The following is a 14,713-nucleotide window of genomic DNA, read 5'->3' as shown; positions in this document are numbered from 1 at the left end:
ATGATTATTTTTATTCTATGATTAATTTTAAAGTGCCCTATTATTAGAAGTAAATATGCCCAATAGAACGAAAAGTATTAATAGAAATTAGATCTTTTCGTAGCTATTTTTTTATATCAACTAGGGTGGTGCCGCAGGTAATACTCGGTCCCTTTTCGGGATGCGAGTTTTTTTGTATTTATTTTAAATTTTTTATTAAACAGGAGGAAAATAATTATGGCAAAAGGAAAGAAATTCGTAGAATCGATTACCTCTATGGAAGAAGATTTTGCAAAATGGTATACCGACATTGTAAAAAAAGCAGAACTTGCTGATTATGCTAGCGTTAGAGGTTGCATGGTAATCAGACCTTATGGTTATGCAATATGGGAAAACATTCAAAAAATATTGGATCAAATGTTTAAAGATACAGGACATGAAAATGTATATATGCCAATGTTCATTCCTGAGAGCTTACTTGAAAAGGAAAAAGACCACGTTAAGGGCTTTGCTCCAGAGGTTGCTTGGGTAACACACGGAGGTGATGAACTACTCGCAGAAAGGCTTTGCGTAAGACCTACTTCCGAAACATTATTTTGTGATCACTATTCAAAAATAATTCAATCGTACAACGATCTTCCTAAATTATATAATCAATGGTGTTCTGTAGTACGATGGGAAAAAACCACAAGACCTTTCCTTAGGAGTTCAGAATTTTTATGGCAAGAAGGCCATACCGCACATGCAACTGAGGAAGAAGCAAAAGAAGAAACTCTTAAAATGCTTAATATATACGCTAAATTTTGCGAAGAAACCCTTGCTATTCCAGTTATAAAAGGTAAAAAAACAGAAAAAGAAAAATTTGCTGGAGCAAATGAAACTTACACAATTGAAAGTTTAATGCATGATGGTAAAGCACTACAATGTGGAACCTCTCATAATTTTGGCGATGGTTTTGCAAAAGCTTTTAGCATCCAGTATTCAGATAAAACTGGTAAACTTGCTTATGTTCACCAAACTTCTTGGGGAATGTCTACAAGACTTATAGGTGCTTTAATTATGGTTCATGGTGACGATAATGGTCTAATACTTCCACCAGCTATAGCTCCAATTCAACTTATGATCGTGCCAGTTGCACAACATAAAGAAGGCGTAATTGAAAAAGCAACAGAACTTAAGAATATGTTATCAAAAGTTGCCAGAGTAAAAATAGATATTAGCGATAAAATGCCTGGATGGAAATTCAGTGAATATGAAATGAAAGGTGTTCCACTTAGGCTTGAAGTTGGACCAAAAGATATAGAAAAAAATCAAGTAGTCCTAGTAAGGCGAGATACCCGTGAAAAATTATTTGTTCCTATGGATGAACTAGAATCAAAAATTCCAGAACTTCTAATTGATATTCAAAAATCTCTCTTTGAAAAAGCTAGCGATGCACAAAATATTAGAACCTTTAGTGCAAAAACTGTTGAAGAATTAAAAGAAATTCTTGATAAGACCTTAGGTTTTGTTAATGCCCCTTGGTGTGGAGACCTCGCTTGCGAGGAAAAAGTAAAAGAAGTTGCTGGCGCATCATCTAGATGTATGCCATTTGATCAACCAGAGGATGCAGGTGTTTGCTTATGTTGTGGTAAACCAGCTAAAGCGAATGTTATCTGGGGAAGAGCTTATTAAATCCAATGCTTAAATTTAAAATGCAAATAAAAATCGTCTCACTTTTAAAAAGTGAGACGATTTTTATTTGCATTTCCTTTTAAACTTGGTTTCATTACAACTATTTAGAACTTTTTATAACTTCATTAGGTGCTTCTACTTTTTGTGTTTGTTGTGTACCATTAATTAGTTCAGTATAATTAAATGAATTTTTCGCAGTGATTTTTGGTAACTTAACATTAACCTTTTTATTAATATTTTTGTTATTTACTTCAAATTTTATATCTGCTGTATATATACCCTTCAATGCACTTTGACCTGTTGATTTACCAAAGGCTTTCTCTAACTTCGCTGCATCTATAACAATTTCTATGTTACCTTTTGTACCTATTACATATCCATTTTTATCTATTGTATATGCAATTTCAATTCCTTTATTTCCAAGTATCTTAATATTATCAAGTTTGTCCATGTTTTTATTAAATGCATCTAAGAACTTTTGTGATTGAAGTTTAGTAAACATCTGTTCCATTTGAATTTTTGTATTGTTAATATCTTTAGTTGACGCTCCACTATTCTTCATTGATGTAACCACATAATTTTTTATAAGACCCTGTATTTCTTTATTTTCTGCAGTTATGTTAACTACTTTTCTTATAATTTCTTTGAACTTAGCATCATCAATTTTAACTTTATATACATTACCATCCTTAGTTACAACACCTTTTAAATTTAATTGTGATGAATACTTTTGAGTAATAGTTAAAATCAATTTTTGTAATTCCTTGTTTCCACTCATCATTTTCTTAAAATCAATACTACCATTTTCTCCTTGAGGGAAATCCATAATCATGTATTTATTTATGTTTTTAGATTGAGAAATCATTTTAAATAATTGTGGTGATTTTACAATTTCCTTGGCTACGACATTTTTACCATTTACGTTCATGTCACTCCATACCTCACCGTTGTAAGGAGTTCCTCCTACATTTGCTATTGTTTTAATATATTGTTTCGAGACTTTACCATCTTTGCTTGCAGCTGTTTTCGAATTGAAAACTACTTGTAAATTATTCAACATTTTACTTACTTGTGTAAATTGTTGTTGTTCACTTTTTGAAAGTCCTTCACCATTTAATTTAAGACTTAGTTTTCCATTACTTTCCGATGATGTTGCCATACTTGTCTTTGTTAATGCATCTGAAAGTGTTTTTGCTTGTAGTGTTTGAGCGCTCACCGCAGAAGTTGGTAATATAAAAACTAACATAGATATGCTCACTATAAAGGAATAAACCCTTGATTTTAATTTTGTCATGTATTGTACCTCCCTAAATTTTTTTAATAATTTCACTATATACCACATTTATATATATTTCAACATTTTATTCATTTTTTCTTATATTAATGTTAAAAGTAAATATTTTCATTTATTTTTTACATTGTTATCTAATTTTATTTTTACAAATTTAATTTAAAACAATTTTTGTCGAAAAATAAATTATTGTTTATTATGTAAATGATATCAAAATAGCATATCAATAGTCTAAAAACATGTACTTATCTTTTTTCTTGAATGCACGTATTCCTTTTGTTATAATAAAGTTAGTAAAAGTTAATATTATTATTTGCTTTTATTAATTCATATGTTTGTAGGTGATACTAATGTCGGGATCCCAAATAACTAAAAAAGCTCTTGCTCTATCAATTAAGAAATTAATGGAGACAATACCACTCGCAAAAATTTCAATTCGTCAAATTGCAGATAATTGTGGCGTTAACAGACAAACCTTTTATTATCATTTCAAAGATAAATTCGATCTTGTAAACTGGATTTATTATACTGAAGCCATAGAAAACTTAGCCGGTGGCACAAACTATGAACATTGGACTGATGCCATGTATAAAACTTTAACATATTTAATGAACAATAAATCCTTTTATACTAATGCTCTTAATACTCCTGGTCAAAATGCATTTGATGGGTATCTTTTTAAAGAAACCTATGATCTTATTATGGGAGTAGTAAACGATGTTTCCTCTGGCATAAAAGTTTCAACTACTGATAAAAGTTTTATTGCAGATTTTTACACTCATGCTTTTGTAGGTATAACAGTACAGTGGATAAAAAATAGTATGAAGGAACCTCCAAAGGTAATGGTAAATAAATTAAACGAGGTAGTCGAAGGAAGTATGTTAGGCGCTCTAACTAGATATACTATTTCATGCCTATAAACATAAACACTTTATAGATAAAAAAAGGTTGAATCAAATTATTTTGACACAACCTTTTATAATACAAAAATATAGTTTCCTATATAAAAGAAAAGCAGTAGAATATTTTAAATATTCTACTGCTTTTCTTTTATAACTATCTTTTTCTATTATCCATCGAAAATATGTTATTTATTACTTTGTCTTAAATACTCTTCAATAAAAACATCAATATCGCCATCCATAACTGCATCTACATTTCCTACTTCTATATTAGTTCTATGATCCTTAACCATACTATATGGATGAAAAACATATGATCTAATTTGACTTCCCCAACCATTCTCTTTCAAGTCTCCGGCTAAGTCTTCTATCCTATCCTTTTTCTCTCTTTCCTTTAAAATCAAGAGTTTTGCCATAAGCATCTTCATTGCAGTTTGTCTATTGCTATGCTGGCTTCGCTCATTCTGACATTGCACTACAATACCCGTAGGAATATGCGTAATCCTTATAGCTGAGTCAGTTTTGTTTACATGTTGACCTCCTGCACCTCCGGACCTATATGTGTCTATTCTAAGGTCATCAGGCTTTATATCAATATCTTGATCCTCAGTAAGTTCAGGAAGCACTTCACAAGATGCAAATGAAGTTTGCCTCTTGCCATTTGCATTAAAAGGCGAAATTCTTACTAGTCTGTGCACGCCCTTTTCAGCCATTAAATATCCGTAGGCATACTCTCCCGTTATTTTTAATGTGACTGCTTTAATGCCTGCCTCATCCGATGCTTGATAATCTAAAACTTCAACTTTATATCCTTTTTTTTCGCACCATCTTGAGTACATTCTATAAAGCATTTCTGTCCAATCTTGAGCATCACTTCCGCCTGCACCGGTATGAAGTGTTAAAATAGCATTATTTTTATCATATTTTCCAGACAATAAAATTTCTAACCTAAACTGATCAGCAATATGGGCTAAATCTTTAAGTTCAACTTTTATTTCTTCTAAAGAGGAATCATCTTCTTCATCAGAGCTTAACTGCGTTAACATTTCTAAGTCTTCTATCTTACTAATCAATAGATTAAATCTATCAATTCTATCCTTAATTCCCTTAGCTAACTTAGTAATTTGTTGAGCTTTTGTAATATCTTCCCAAAAACTGGGTTCCTGCATTTTAAATTCGTATTCTTTTAGCTCTTTTTCCATAGATGTTACGTCAAAGAGACACCCTTATTTCTTCGACATTGCCCTTTAATATGTTTAAATCACCTAATATTTCTTCAACTAATATTACCAATATTAACACCTCTTTTATTATATTAAAAAGAGGCATGCAACGTAAATTGTATGCCTCTTTTTTAACTTCTAATTAAATCATCGTGTTATAACTATTATCTGCCACAACAGTTTTTATATTTTTTTCCTGAACCACAAGGACATTCATCATTTCTTCCTGTTTTAGATTCTTTTATAGTTGGTTCTTGTTTAACAGAATCATCATGATTAGTTGATGTTATTTGTGCAACCATTTCTCTCTCTGGTGCTCTTTCTATTTGAACATGGAATAAGTATTTAATAGTTTCTGTCTTTATGTTATATATCATTTCAGCAAACATGTCGCTACCTTCCATTTGGTACGCTTGTGTTGGATCTTGCTGCTTATAAGCTCTAAGTCCAATACCTTGCTTTAAATGTTCCATATCATCAATATGATCCATCCATTTACTATCTACTACTCTTAAAAGAATAACTCTTTCAACTTCTCTTATTTGTTCATCAGCAAAATCTTCTCCCCTTTGAGTATAAATTCTCTGAGCAATTTCTAAGAGTTTTTCCTTGATTTCTTCATTAGTTAATTTACCAAGTTCATCTACTGTAACCATATCTTTTGGAAGAAATATTTCCTCAAAATAGCTAATTAATTTTGCAAGTTCTTCATCAAGTTCTTCTTCAACATCAGTAATATGCGAATCAACTGTGGTAAAAATAATATCTTTTATCATATCTTCAATTTGCTCTTTAGTATCTTCACCTTGAAGAACTTCCGTTCTTTGTTTATAAATTATTTCTCTCTGTTGGTTCATTACATCATCATATTGAACAACATTTTTTCTTATATCAAAGTTATTTCCTTCAACCTTCTTTTGAGCGCTTTCTATAGCCCCACTTACCATTTTGCTTTCAATAGCATCTTCATCAGTTAATCCTAATTTTCCTACAACACCCTGAAGTCTTTCTGAACCAAATATTCTCATCAAGTCATCTTCTAGTGATATGTAAAATCTTGTACTTCCTGGATCTCCTTGACGACCAGCACGACCTCTAAGTTGATTATCAATACGCCTAGATTCATGTCTTTCAGTTCCAATTATCTTAAGTCCACCAACTTCAATAACGCCATCGAAAAGTTTAATGTCCGTACCACGCCCTGCCATATTAGTTGCTATAGTAACCATACCAAGTGACCCTGCATGAGCTATTATTTCCGCTTCTTTTTCATGGTATTTAGCATTAAGTACTTGATGAGGAACCCCTTTTCTCTTAAGCATCTCAGATAATAATTCTGATTTTTCTATACTTACAGTACCTACAAGTACAGGTTGATTTATCTTATGAGTTTCAACTATTTCATCTATTATAGCCTTATACTTTCCTCTTACAGTCTTAAAAACTAAATCTGCATTATCGATTCTTGCTAAAGGCTTATTTGTAGGTATTACTAGTACATCAAGTCCATATATTTCTCTAAACTCATTTTCTTCTGTAAGCGCAGTACCAGTCATACCTGCTATTTTAGAATACATTCTAAAATAGTTTTGAAAAGTAATTGTTGCAAGAGTTTTTGACTCTTTCTCGATTTTTACGCCCTCTTTTGCTTCAATCGCTTGGTGAAGTCCATCACTATATCTTCTACCTTCCATAAGTCTTCCAGTAAATTCATCTACAATAACTACTTCTCCATCTTTTTCCATATAATCTTTATCTTTTCTCATAATATAGTTTGCTTTCAAAGCTTGAACTACGTGATGCTGTATATTCATGTTTGCTGCGTCAGCATAGTTATCTAAACTGAAAAACTTTTCAGCCTTATCTATACCTTCATCAGACATTATAACAGCACTGGCTTTTTCATCTATAGTGTAATCTTCTTCTTTTACTAATGTCTTTACAAAATGATCTGCCACTTTATAAAAGTCTGTAGATTTTTCTCCTTCTCCAGATATTATAAGTGGTGTTCTAGCTTCATCTATTAATATAGAGTCAACCTCATCCACTATTACAAAGTTTAATTTCCTTTGAACTCTTTCTTCTTTATAAACAACCATATTATCTCTTAGATAATCAAATCCGAATTCATTATTTGTGCCATATGTTATATCTGCATTATAAGCCGCTTGCCTTTGATTTTGATCTATATCATGAATAATTACGCCCACTGTAAGACCCAAAAACTCATGTATTCTACCCATCTCTTCTTTATCTCTTTTTGCAAGATAATCATTAACTGTAATTACGTGAACACCTTTTCCTTCTAGGGCATTCAAATATGATGGAAGCGTAGCCACAAGAGTCTTTCCTTCACCAGTTTTCATTTCTGTTATTCTTCCTTGGTGAAGTATTATTCCACCAATTAGTTGCACTCTAAAATGCTTCATTTTAAGAACTCTCCATGAAGCTTCCCTAACTACTGCAAATGCTTCAGGCAAAATATCTTCTAATGTCTTTCCATTACTTAAACTAGTCTTAAATTCTTCTGTTTTCGCTTTAAGTTCTTCATCACTTAAGTTAGTCATCATTGAATCTAATGCTTCTATTTTATCTACTGTTGAAGTTATTCTTTTTATTTCTCTATCACTATAACTACCAAATAATTTTTTAATTAAACTCATATTTTTTCATCCTCACTATTCTTTTTAATACTTCCAAAATATACACTTGTAAAGTATAACACTTAATTTAATTCTATTCAACTTATACAATTGTATACTTTCTATTAATTTTTTATTTTTAATTTTAATTTTAACTTTTAAAGTTAAAGCTAAAAAAGGATTAAAGTAAACATGATTACTTTAATCCTTTAAATTTTAAAACTGTGGTTCTATCAACCCATAATTTCCATCTTTTCTTTTATATACTACATTCACTTCTGAATTACCATTTACTTCTGTACTACCATCACTCATATATACAAAGAAACTATGTCCAACTAACTCCATTTGAAGCACTGCTTCTTCTGCAGACATTGGTTTAAATGCAAATTTCTTTGTTTTTACTATTTTAGGTTCTAGACCATTATCTTCACTATTATCATATTGAGGTATACCCTGAAATTTAAGGGATGTTCCTTTGTTTCTTTTTTCTAATTTCGTTTTATTTTTTCTAATTTGTCTCTCTAATTTGTCAACAACAAGATCTAATGACGTATACATATCATCATTTACTTCTTCTGATCTCAAAACAACTCCATTAAAAGGTATTGTAATTTCTATAGTATGTCTGTTCTTATGGACACTCATGGTTGTCTGAGCTTCCACATCCGGATTAAAATACTTATCTAATCTAGATACTTTCTTGTCTATCATATTTCTTAATGCTTCTGTTACTTCCATGTTTTTTCCTATCACTTTAATTTTCATACGTACAACCCCTTTCTAATATCCACATAACGTTTTATATTTAATCATGCTATATGTTTTGTATCTCAATTCTATTACACTTAATGCTAAATAGCAACCATAAATTCAGAATTTACGTAATATTAAAGCAATTTAAGTGACAATCCCTTAATATTCCTAATTATTACCCTATTTCTTTATGTTAATTGTTAATTTACTATAATTGTTTTTTGTGCTTCAATCGTTTACACGAACAAAAATATAAAAACTCCTAATATAATATTAGGAGTTTTTATATAGTAAGTTAGTTGACCTGGTCTTTGCCCCCACACTCGCCTGCTGGAGCTTTTGCTACCCAGAATTACCTTCTCACTACTAACACTCTCGCTCGTTAAAACGGCAGGACTAACCTCTAAGCCGCACCATGCTCACTAAACTTTGTTTAACTTACGTGGATCGTTTTGCCTGCGACTGGCCTCGACTTTCAACCACAAACCTAACTTACTACAATCAGTATTATACATTACTTTTGGCTATAGTCAATATAAAAATATTATTCGCTCCGTTCTCTTTTAGCATATGTGCGCAATGAAATGCTGTAGCTCCAGTGGTTATAACATCATCTACAAGTAAAATATTTTTATTTTTTATAAACTCGCTCTCTTTAATTTCAAAGCATTTTTTCATATTGTCCCACCTTTGATCTCCACTTAGACCTATTTGATCTTTAGTATCTTCCGTTTTAACCAAATCGCATATAACTGGTATACTTAAAAATTGCGATAAGTATTTTGCCAAAAACTCACTTTGATTATATCCTCTATTTTTTAGAGCTTTTTTAGTCATAGGTACATAAGATATTAAATCAAACTCCAAATAATTATTTTTAACAGATTCCAGCATATATTTAGCCAAAATTTCTCCACATATAAAATCATTTTTATATTTGAGTCTAATAATTAGTTCTTTAACAATACTCGAATAATAAAACACTGACCTTGCAATGTATTCTTCTTCACTACTGCCTATATAAAAGCTTTCCTCGGAGCGTCTTAGTTTTTTTCTACATACAGTGCACAACGCTTCACTTTCTTCACTATATCCGCTACATATTACGCATGATTCATCGCCAGAATATATAACTTGAACTAAACAGTAAAGTATCTTTTTTATATATTTAATAATCCTCTTTCCCACGCTTTCTCATTAAATTTACTAGCCATACTTTTAGCTTTATCCATTTGAACAGTTTGGGCATTAGCTAAAAATATAGCTTCGCCCCTTTGTATATTCTCAAATCTTCCAACTTTGCTTGATAAAAAAAACAATTGTTTATAGTCAAATTTCACGTTATCAGCAAAGTAAACTATAACATCAATCGAATGGAATTCTAAATAGTTTTCTTCAAAGTCATTTGTTACGAGTATTCCCTTATCTTTATTCATAAAGTTTACTTTAGTATTATCATCGCTTCTACTTTTAATAAATAAGACTATATTTTCACTTAACTTTTTTTTAAAATTACTAAGATACGCGAATACTGACATAGCCTTTTGTGAGTCCGGCACAAATATTATTACCTTTCTGTTAGATATTATTGACCAATTTAAATATTCATAAACTACTAAAGGTATATCCAGACTAAGATTAATTCTAGTAGTTATAATCCTAGGCTCAATAATTGGGATATTAGCATTTTTTATCGGAAACATAATTGTATTATCCTCACTTAAAACATTTTCTACACAGTATGCTATAGCTAAACCGCCTATGATTCGCATTTTCAGTAATATATTTTTTATTTGCTCTTTATTAAACTTTGGGAAACTCCTAATATCATTATAAATAACCAAATCAAATTTTTCTTGTAGTTTTAATGCATTCTCATGACTGCATATGTATAAATACCCACCTTCACTCCTATAATTTGTTGTAGATGAATACACATATTGACCTAGATTGCTAAATTTATTAATATAATAAAGAATATCAATGTTACGTTCATCTTCATTAGTTATATATAATATGTTTTTGTTTTCGTTTGCATATGTTACTATCGTTTTTAAGAATATATCAGAGGAATTGTAAAATACAGATACAATATCAATATTATTTTCACCATTTATATAAGCTTTAAAAATCCCATTACTAATTTCATCTTTTTCCTTACTAAGGTTTAATTTTGCGTAGTAAACCATGTAAAATCTCCTTTATAATTAAATAATCACCTGGGGCGTCGTAATATTAATCTAGACTCAGATTTGCATCTACTATTTGTTTTATTCTAAAGCCTAGCGCAGAATATCTCTCGAAACTTCTGTTATTGTCTTTCATGAAACTAATAGCTTTTCTCTCTCCCACTAAAACAACCATGTTTTTAGCTCTAGTTATACCTGTATAGAGCAAATTTCTATTCATTAAAAGTGGTGGTCCCATGAACATAGGCATAATTACAACTTCAAACTCACTTCCTTGACTCTTATGTATCGTTATAGCATAAGCAAGCATTAGTTCATCTAAATTTACGCCCTCATACTCTACACGCTTATCGTCATCGAAAATGACAACAACATTCTCATTATCCTCATTAATATCTTCTACATACCCTACATCCCCATTAAATATTCCAGTGCCATCTTCTGCTTTTGCATTCATTTTATGCCACTTCATAGAGTAATTATTTTTTATTTGCATAACCTTGTCACCAACCCTAAATATGGTGTTTCTAAATTCTTTTTCTTTTTTACCTTTAATTTTAGGATTTAATATTTTCTGAAGCTCGATATTTAAATTTTCTATGCCCAGTATGCCTTTCCTCATGGGTGATAATATTTGAATGTTCTTCATTTTATCCCATTCTTTGTTGAAATTAGGAAGTCTTGTATTTATTAAGGCTATTATGTTATTTAAAATTTTCTCTGGTTCATTGTTTTCAATAAAATAAAAATCTTTACCCCTTTTATTTAGAATAGGCATTTCACCATTATTAATCTTATGGGCATTCACAATAATCATACTTTCCTGCGCTTGCCTAAAAATCTCCTTAAGTTTAACCACCTTAACACTTTTGCTATCAATAAGGTCTCTGAGAACATTACCCGGTCCAACTGATGGTAACTGATCAACATCACCAACTATTATAAGTCTCGTCCCTATTGTAATCGCATTTAACAAACTATTCATAAGCATTATGTCTATCATAGATGCTTCATCAACAATTAATACATCACACTCAAGTGGAGATTCCTCGCTTTTAGTAAACTGCGAACTGTCATCTCCACCTATCCCAAGTTCTAGCAGTCTATGTATTGTTTTCGCGACCCGTCCAGTAGCTTCAGTCATCCTTTTCGCAGCGCGTCCTGTAGGTGCAGCCATATACACTTTAAGTCCCGCTTTTTCAAACATTTCTATAATGCAATTGATTATAGTTGTTTTACCTGTACCTGGCCCTCCTGTTATAATTTCAATACTATTTTCCATAGCCCCGCAGATTGCACTCCTTTGAGAAGTCGCAAATTGTATGCTTTTTTCTTTCTCAAAATCATTAATTTTCTCTTCTATATCTATTTCTAATTCTTCATACTCTTCTATAGATAAGGTTATTATTTTTTTAGTTATACTTAATTCACAATAATAAAAAGGCATAGTAAAAACGCAGTCTTCTTCATCTATATTCTCGATTTTAAGTTTCCCATTCAATACATTATCATAAATATTTTTCTCAATTTCTTCATCAGTAACCCCAAGAATGTTTTTAGATTGCTTATACAATTTTAAAAGTGGCATATAGGTGTTTCCCATAGCACAAAATTCATTAACCACATAATTAATCCCACTTTGTATTCTAAAAGGTGATTCTTTATCAATCCCTAAACTTCGCGCTATCTTATCTGCAATTTTAAATCCTACACCAGAAATAGTTTCAGTTAGTACATAAGGATTATCTTGAACTACTTTTATCGATTCTGCTCCATACTTTTTATATATTTTTACACATTGGCTAGGTGTTACTCCATATGTTTGAAGAAATATCATAATATTTTTTACTTCCCGTTGCTTTGCGTAAGATTCAAATATTAATTGAATCTTTTTTTGTCCTATACCATCAATTTCTTTTAATTTCTCTATCTCATTATCTAATATATTCATAGTATCTTCGCCAAAGCGCTGTACAATTTTTTTAGCAGTTACAGGTCCAATTCCCTGAATAACTCCTGAAGATAAATATTTTTCTATACCCATAAGTGAACTAGGTATAATTTCCTCACACTGGACTATCTTAAATTGTTTCCCAAATTGAGGATGATTAACCCACTCTCCAGTTAACTTCAGATTTTGCCCTTCACTTATATATGGCACAACGCCAACCACGGTTATTTGTTTTTTATTATCATTTAAATGAGCAATTATATATCCATTGTCTTCATTATGAAATACTATATCTTCGATTGTTCCTTGTATTTCTGACATAAAATCTCCCCTATTTATAAATTTATATAATAATATTATTATATCATATGTGTTATACAACTTTTATCAATAGTATACCTCTATCTTAAGTTTTATCAAAATTCTAATTAATAATCCATAAACTGTATAATAAATATGATTTTATAATTATTTCACTTTAAAATTAATAATAATATAAGTAAAAAAGGATAACAATTATTAATTGTCATCCTTTTTTACTTATATTATAAATATTTTTTTATTTCATCAACCTTATTTAATTTTTCCCAACTTAAATCCAGATCATTTCTTCCAAAATGTCCATAAGCTGCTACTTGTTTATAAATAGGTTTTCTAAGATCTAATTCTCTTATAATAACAGCTGGTCTTAAATCAAATACTTTTTCAATTATTGCAACTATTTTATCGTCAGAAATTTTTCCTGTTCCAAAAGTTTCTGCGCCTATAGATACTGGCTTAGCTACGCCTATAGCGTAAGCTAATTGAATTTCTAATTTATCTGAAACCCCTGCAGCTACTAAATTTTTAGCAACCCATCTTGCAGCATATGCAGCTGATCTATCAACTTTCGTTGGATCTTTTCCTGAGAAACATCCACCACCATGTCTACCAGACCCTCCATAAGTATCAACTATTATTTTTCTTCCTGTTAAACCAGAATCACCTTGAGGTCCTCCGATTACAAATCTACCTGTAGGATTTATATAATATTTCGTATTTTCATCTAATAATTCACTTGGAACTATTGGTTTTATTACGTTTTCTATTAAATCTTTTTCAATTTGATCATGAGTTGCTTCTTTTCCATGTTGAGTTGAAATAACAATAGTATCTATTCTCACTGGTTTATTGTCTTCATACTCTACAGTAACTTGAGTTTTTCCATCTGGTCTCAAGTATTTTAATGTACCATCTTTCCTTGCTTCACTTAGTCTTCTTGCTAATCTATGTGCCATAGAAATTGGAAGAGGCATATACTCTGGTGTCTCATTAGTTGCAAACCCAAACATCATACCTTGATCTCCAGCACCTATTGAATCAACTTTTGATGTACGGCCTTCCTTAGACTCTAAATCTTCATCGACACCCATAGCTATATCTGATGATTGTTCATTAATAGATGTAATTACTGCGCATGTACTAGCATCGAAACCATATTTTGCTCTAGTATACCCTATACCTTCAATAGTATTTCTAACAACTTTAGGAACATCTACATAACAATTAGTTGTTATCTCTCCCATAACCAATACCATTCCAGTAGTAACTGCAGTTTCACAAGCAACTCTAGCGTAAGGATCTTGTTCTAATATAGCATCAAGTACAGCATCTGAAATTTGGTCACAAATTTTATCTGGATGTCCTTCTGTAACTGATTCTGATGTGAATAATCTTTTCATATTAATTCTCCTTTCTAATGCTAAATAATAATTTTTATAAAAATAAAACCCCTTCCAAAAATAAGAAGAGGTGTTTTATCCATCTTTCTTATCTTGCAGATTATAACTGCAGGAATTGGCACCATGGTGCATAGCACCGGTTGCCGGGTTTCATAGGGCCTTTTTCCCTCCACCTCTCTTGATAAGAGTTATCAATATTAAGTTTTCACTATACTACCACATGCAATCATCAGTGTCAACATAGCTTAATGGTTTTTAAATTAAATAAGTAAAAAAAGACATCTATTGATGTCTTTTGGTGGAGGAGGATGGATTCGAACCATCGAAACATTACGTAACAGATTTACAGTCTGCCCCCTTTGGCCACTCGGGAACTCCTCCATAT

10 protein-coding genes, 1 tRNA gene and 1 riboswitch are annotated in these 14,713 nt (G+C 31.0%); of the genes, 2 read left to right on the top strand and 9 right to left on the bottom strand.

Annotated elements, in window-relative coordinates; translation table 11 throughout:
* Positions 1-216 precede the first annotated feature (216 nt).
* Positions 217-1,653: a proline--tRNA ligase gene (gene proS / locus KPL54_RS07560; RefSeq protein ID WP_216105988.1), complete on the top strand. Its 1,437-nt coding sequence runs from the start codon at positions 217-219 to the stop codon at positions 1,651-1,653.
* Between the two features lie 100 nt (positions 1,654-1,753).
* On the opposite strand, the gene KPL54_RS07555 is transcribed toward proS, so the two are convergent.
* Positions 1,754-2,947 carry a hypothetical protein gene (locus tag KPL54_RS07555; RefSeq protein ID WP_216105987.1) on the bottom strand — a complete coding sequence of 398 codons (1,194 nt, stop codon included), beginning with the start codon at positions 2,945-2,947 and terminating at the stop codon, positions 1,754-1,756.
* 347 nt (positions 2,948-3,294) lie between these two features.
* Between KPL54_RS07555 and dhaS the strand changes: the two genes are divergently transcribed.
* Positions 3,295-3,864: a dihydroxyacetone kinase transcriptional activator DhaS gene (dhaS, locus tag KPL54_RS07550; RefSeq protein WP_216105986.1), complete on the top strand. Its 570-nt coding sequence runs from the start codon at positions 3,295-3,297 to the stop codon at positions 3,862-3,864.
* A gap of 167 nt (positions 3,865-4,031) precedes the next feature.
* Here the strand turns inward: dhaS and prfB are convergent.
* The 8 genes from prfB to KPL54_RS07510 all read right to left on the bottom strand — a co-directional run bounded on the left by prfB (position 4,032) and on the right by KPL54_RS07510 (position 14,709).
* Positions 4,032-5,139 (bottom strand): peptide chain release factor 2 gene (gene prfB / locus KPL54_RS07545; RefSeq protein WP_216105985.1). Its coding sequence is split into 2 segments (ribosomal slippage): positions 4,032-5,060 and positions 5,062-5,139, totalling 1,107 coding nucleotides; the frame shifts between segments, so codons are not numbered across the junction.
* Positions 5,140-5,233: 94 nt separating this feature from the next.
* Positions 5,234-7,732: a preprotein translocase subunit SecA gene (gene secA, locus KPL54_RS07540; protein ID WP_216105984.1), complete on the bottom strand. Its 2,499-nt coding sequence runs from the start codon at positions 7,730-7,732 to the stop codon at positions 5,234-5,236.
* A 195-nt stretch (positions 7,733-7,927) separates the two neighbouring features.
* Positions 7,928-8,479: a ribosome hibernation-promoting factor, HPF/YfiA family gene (gene hpf / locus KPL54_RS07535; protein ID WP_216105983.1), complete on the bottom strand. Its 552-nt coding sequence runs from the start codon at positions 8,477-8,479 to the stop codon at positions 7,928-7,930.
* A 495-nt stretch (positions 8,480-8,974) separates the two neighbouring features.
* Positions 8,975-9,655: a ComF family protein gene (locus KPL54_RS07530; RefSeq protein WP_216105982.1), complete on the bottom strand. Its 681-nt coding sequence runs from the start codon at positions 9,653-9,655 to the stop codon at positions 8,975-8,977.
* On the bottom strand, positions 9,628-10,656 hold the full coding sequence (locus KPL54_RS07525; RefSeq protein WP_216105981.1) for a hypothetical protein: 1,029 nt from the start codon (positions 10,654-10,656) through the stop codon (positions 9,628-9,630). The genes KPL54_RS07530 and KPL54_RS07525 overlap by 28 nt, the downstream gene beginning before the upstream one ends.
* Positions 10,657-10,702: 46 nt before the next feature.
* Positions 10,703-12,928, bottom strand: coding sequence for an SF1B family DNA helicase RecD2 (recD2, locus tag KPL54_RS07520; RefSeq protein ID WP_216105980.1), 2,226 nt, complete (start codon positions 12,926-12,928; stop codon positions 10,703-10,705).
* Between the two features lie 224 nt (positions 12,929-13,152).
* The gene (gene metK / locus KPL54_RS07515) at positions 13,153-14,328 is read right to left on the bottom strand and encodes a methionine adenosyltransferase (RefSeq protein WP_216105979.1); all 1,176 of its coding nucleotides are present in this window, start codon (positions 14,326-14,328) and stop codon (positions 13,153-13,155) included.
* Between the two features lie 85 nt (positions 14,329-14,413).
* Positions 14,414-14,516, bottom strand: a riboswitch (SAM riboswitch).
* A gap of 108 nt (positions 14,517-14,624) precedes the next feature.
* Positions 14,625-14,709, bottom strand: a tRNA-Tyr gene (locus tag KPL54_RS07510).
* Between the last annotated feature and the right edge of the window lie 4 nt (positions 14,710-14,713).

This window comes from Clostridium estertheticum (assembly GCF_018861295.1).
In the GTDB taxonomy this organism is placed as follows: Bacteria; Bacillota; Clostridia; order Clostridiales; family Clostridiaceae; genus Clostridium_AD; species Clostridium_AD estertheticum_D.
The sequence above is the reverse complement of the archived record's forward strand: the minus strand, read 5'-3'. Positions and strand labels throughout refer to the sequence as shown.

What these genes read in the sequence shown, in the direction of transcription:
- proS (WP_216105988.1), top strand. Translation starts at nt 217, where the DNA reads ATGGCAAAAGGAAAGAAATTCGTAGAATCGATTACCTCTATGGAAGAA.
- KPL54_RS07555 (WP_216105987.1), bottom strand. Translation starts at nt 2,947, where the DNA reads ATGACAAAATTAAAATCAAGGGTTTATTCCTTTATAGTGAGCATATCT.
- dhaS (WP_216105986.1), top strand. Translation starts at nt 3,295, where the DNA reads ATGTCGGGATCCCAAATAACTAAAAAAGCTCTTGCTCTATCAATTAAG.
- secA (WP_216105984.1), bottom strand. Translation starts at nt 7,732, where the DNA reads ATGAGTTTAATTAAAAAATTATTTGGTAGTTATAGTGATAGAGAAATA.
- hpf (WP_216105983.1), bottom strand. Translation starts at nt 8,479, where the DNA reads ATGAAAATTAAAGTGATAGGAAAAAACATGGAAGTAACAGAAGCATTA.
- KPL54_RS07525 (WP_216105981.1), bottom strand. Translation starts at nt 10,656, where the DNA reads ATGGTTTACTACGCAAAATTAAACCTTAGTAAGGAAAAAGATGAAATT.
- recD2 (WP_216105980.1), bottom strand. Translation starts at nt 12,928, where the DNA reads ATGTCAGAAATACAAGGAACAATCGAAGATATAGTATTTCATAATGAA.
- metK (WP_216105979.1), bottom strand. Translation starts at nt 14,328, where the DNA reads ATGAAAAGATTATTCACATCAGAATCAGTTACAGAAGGACATCCAGAT.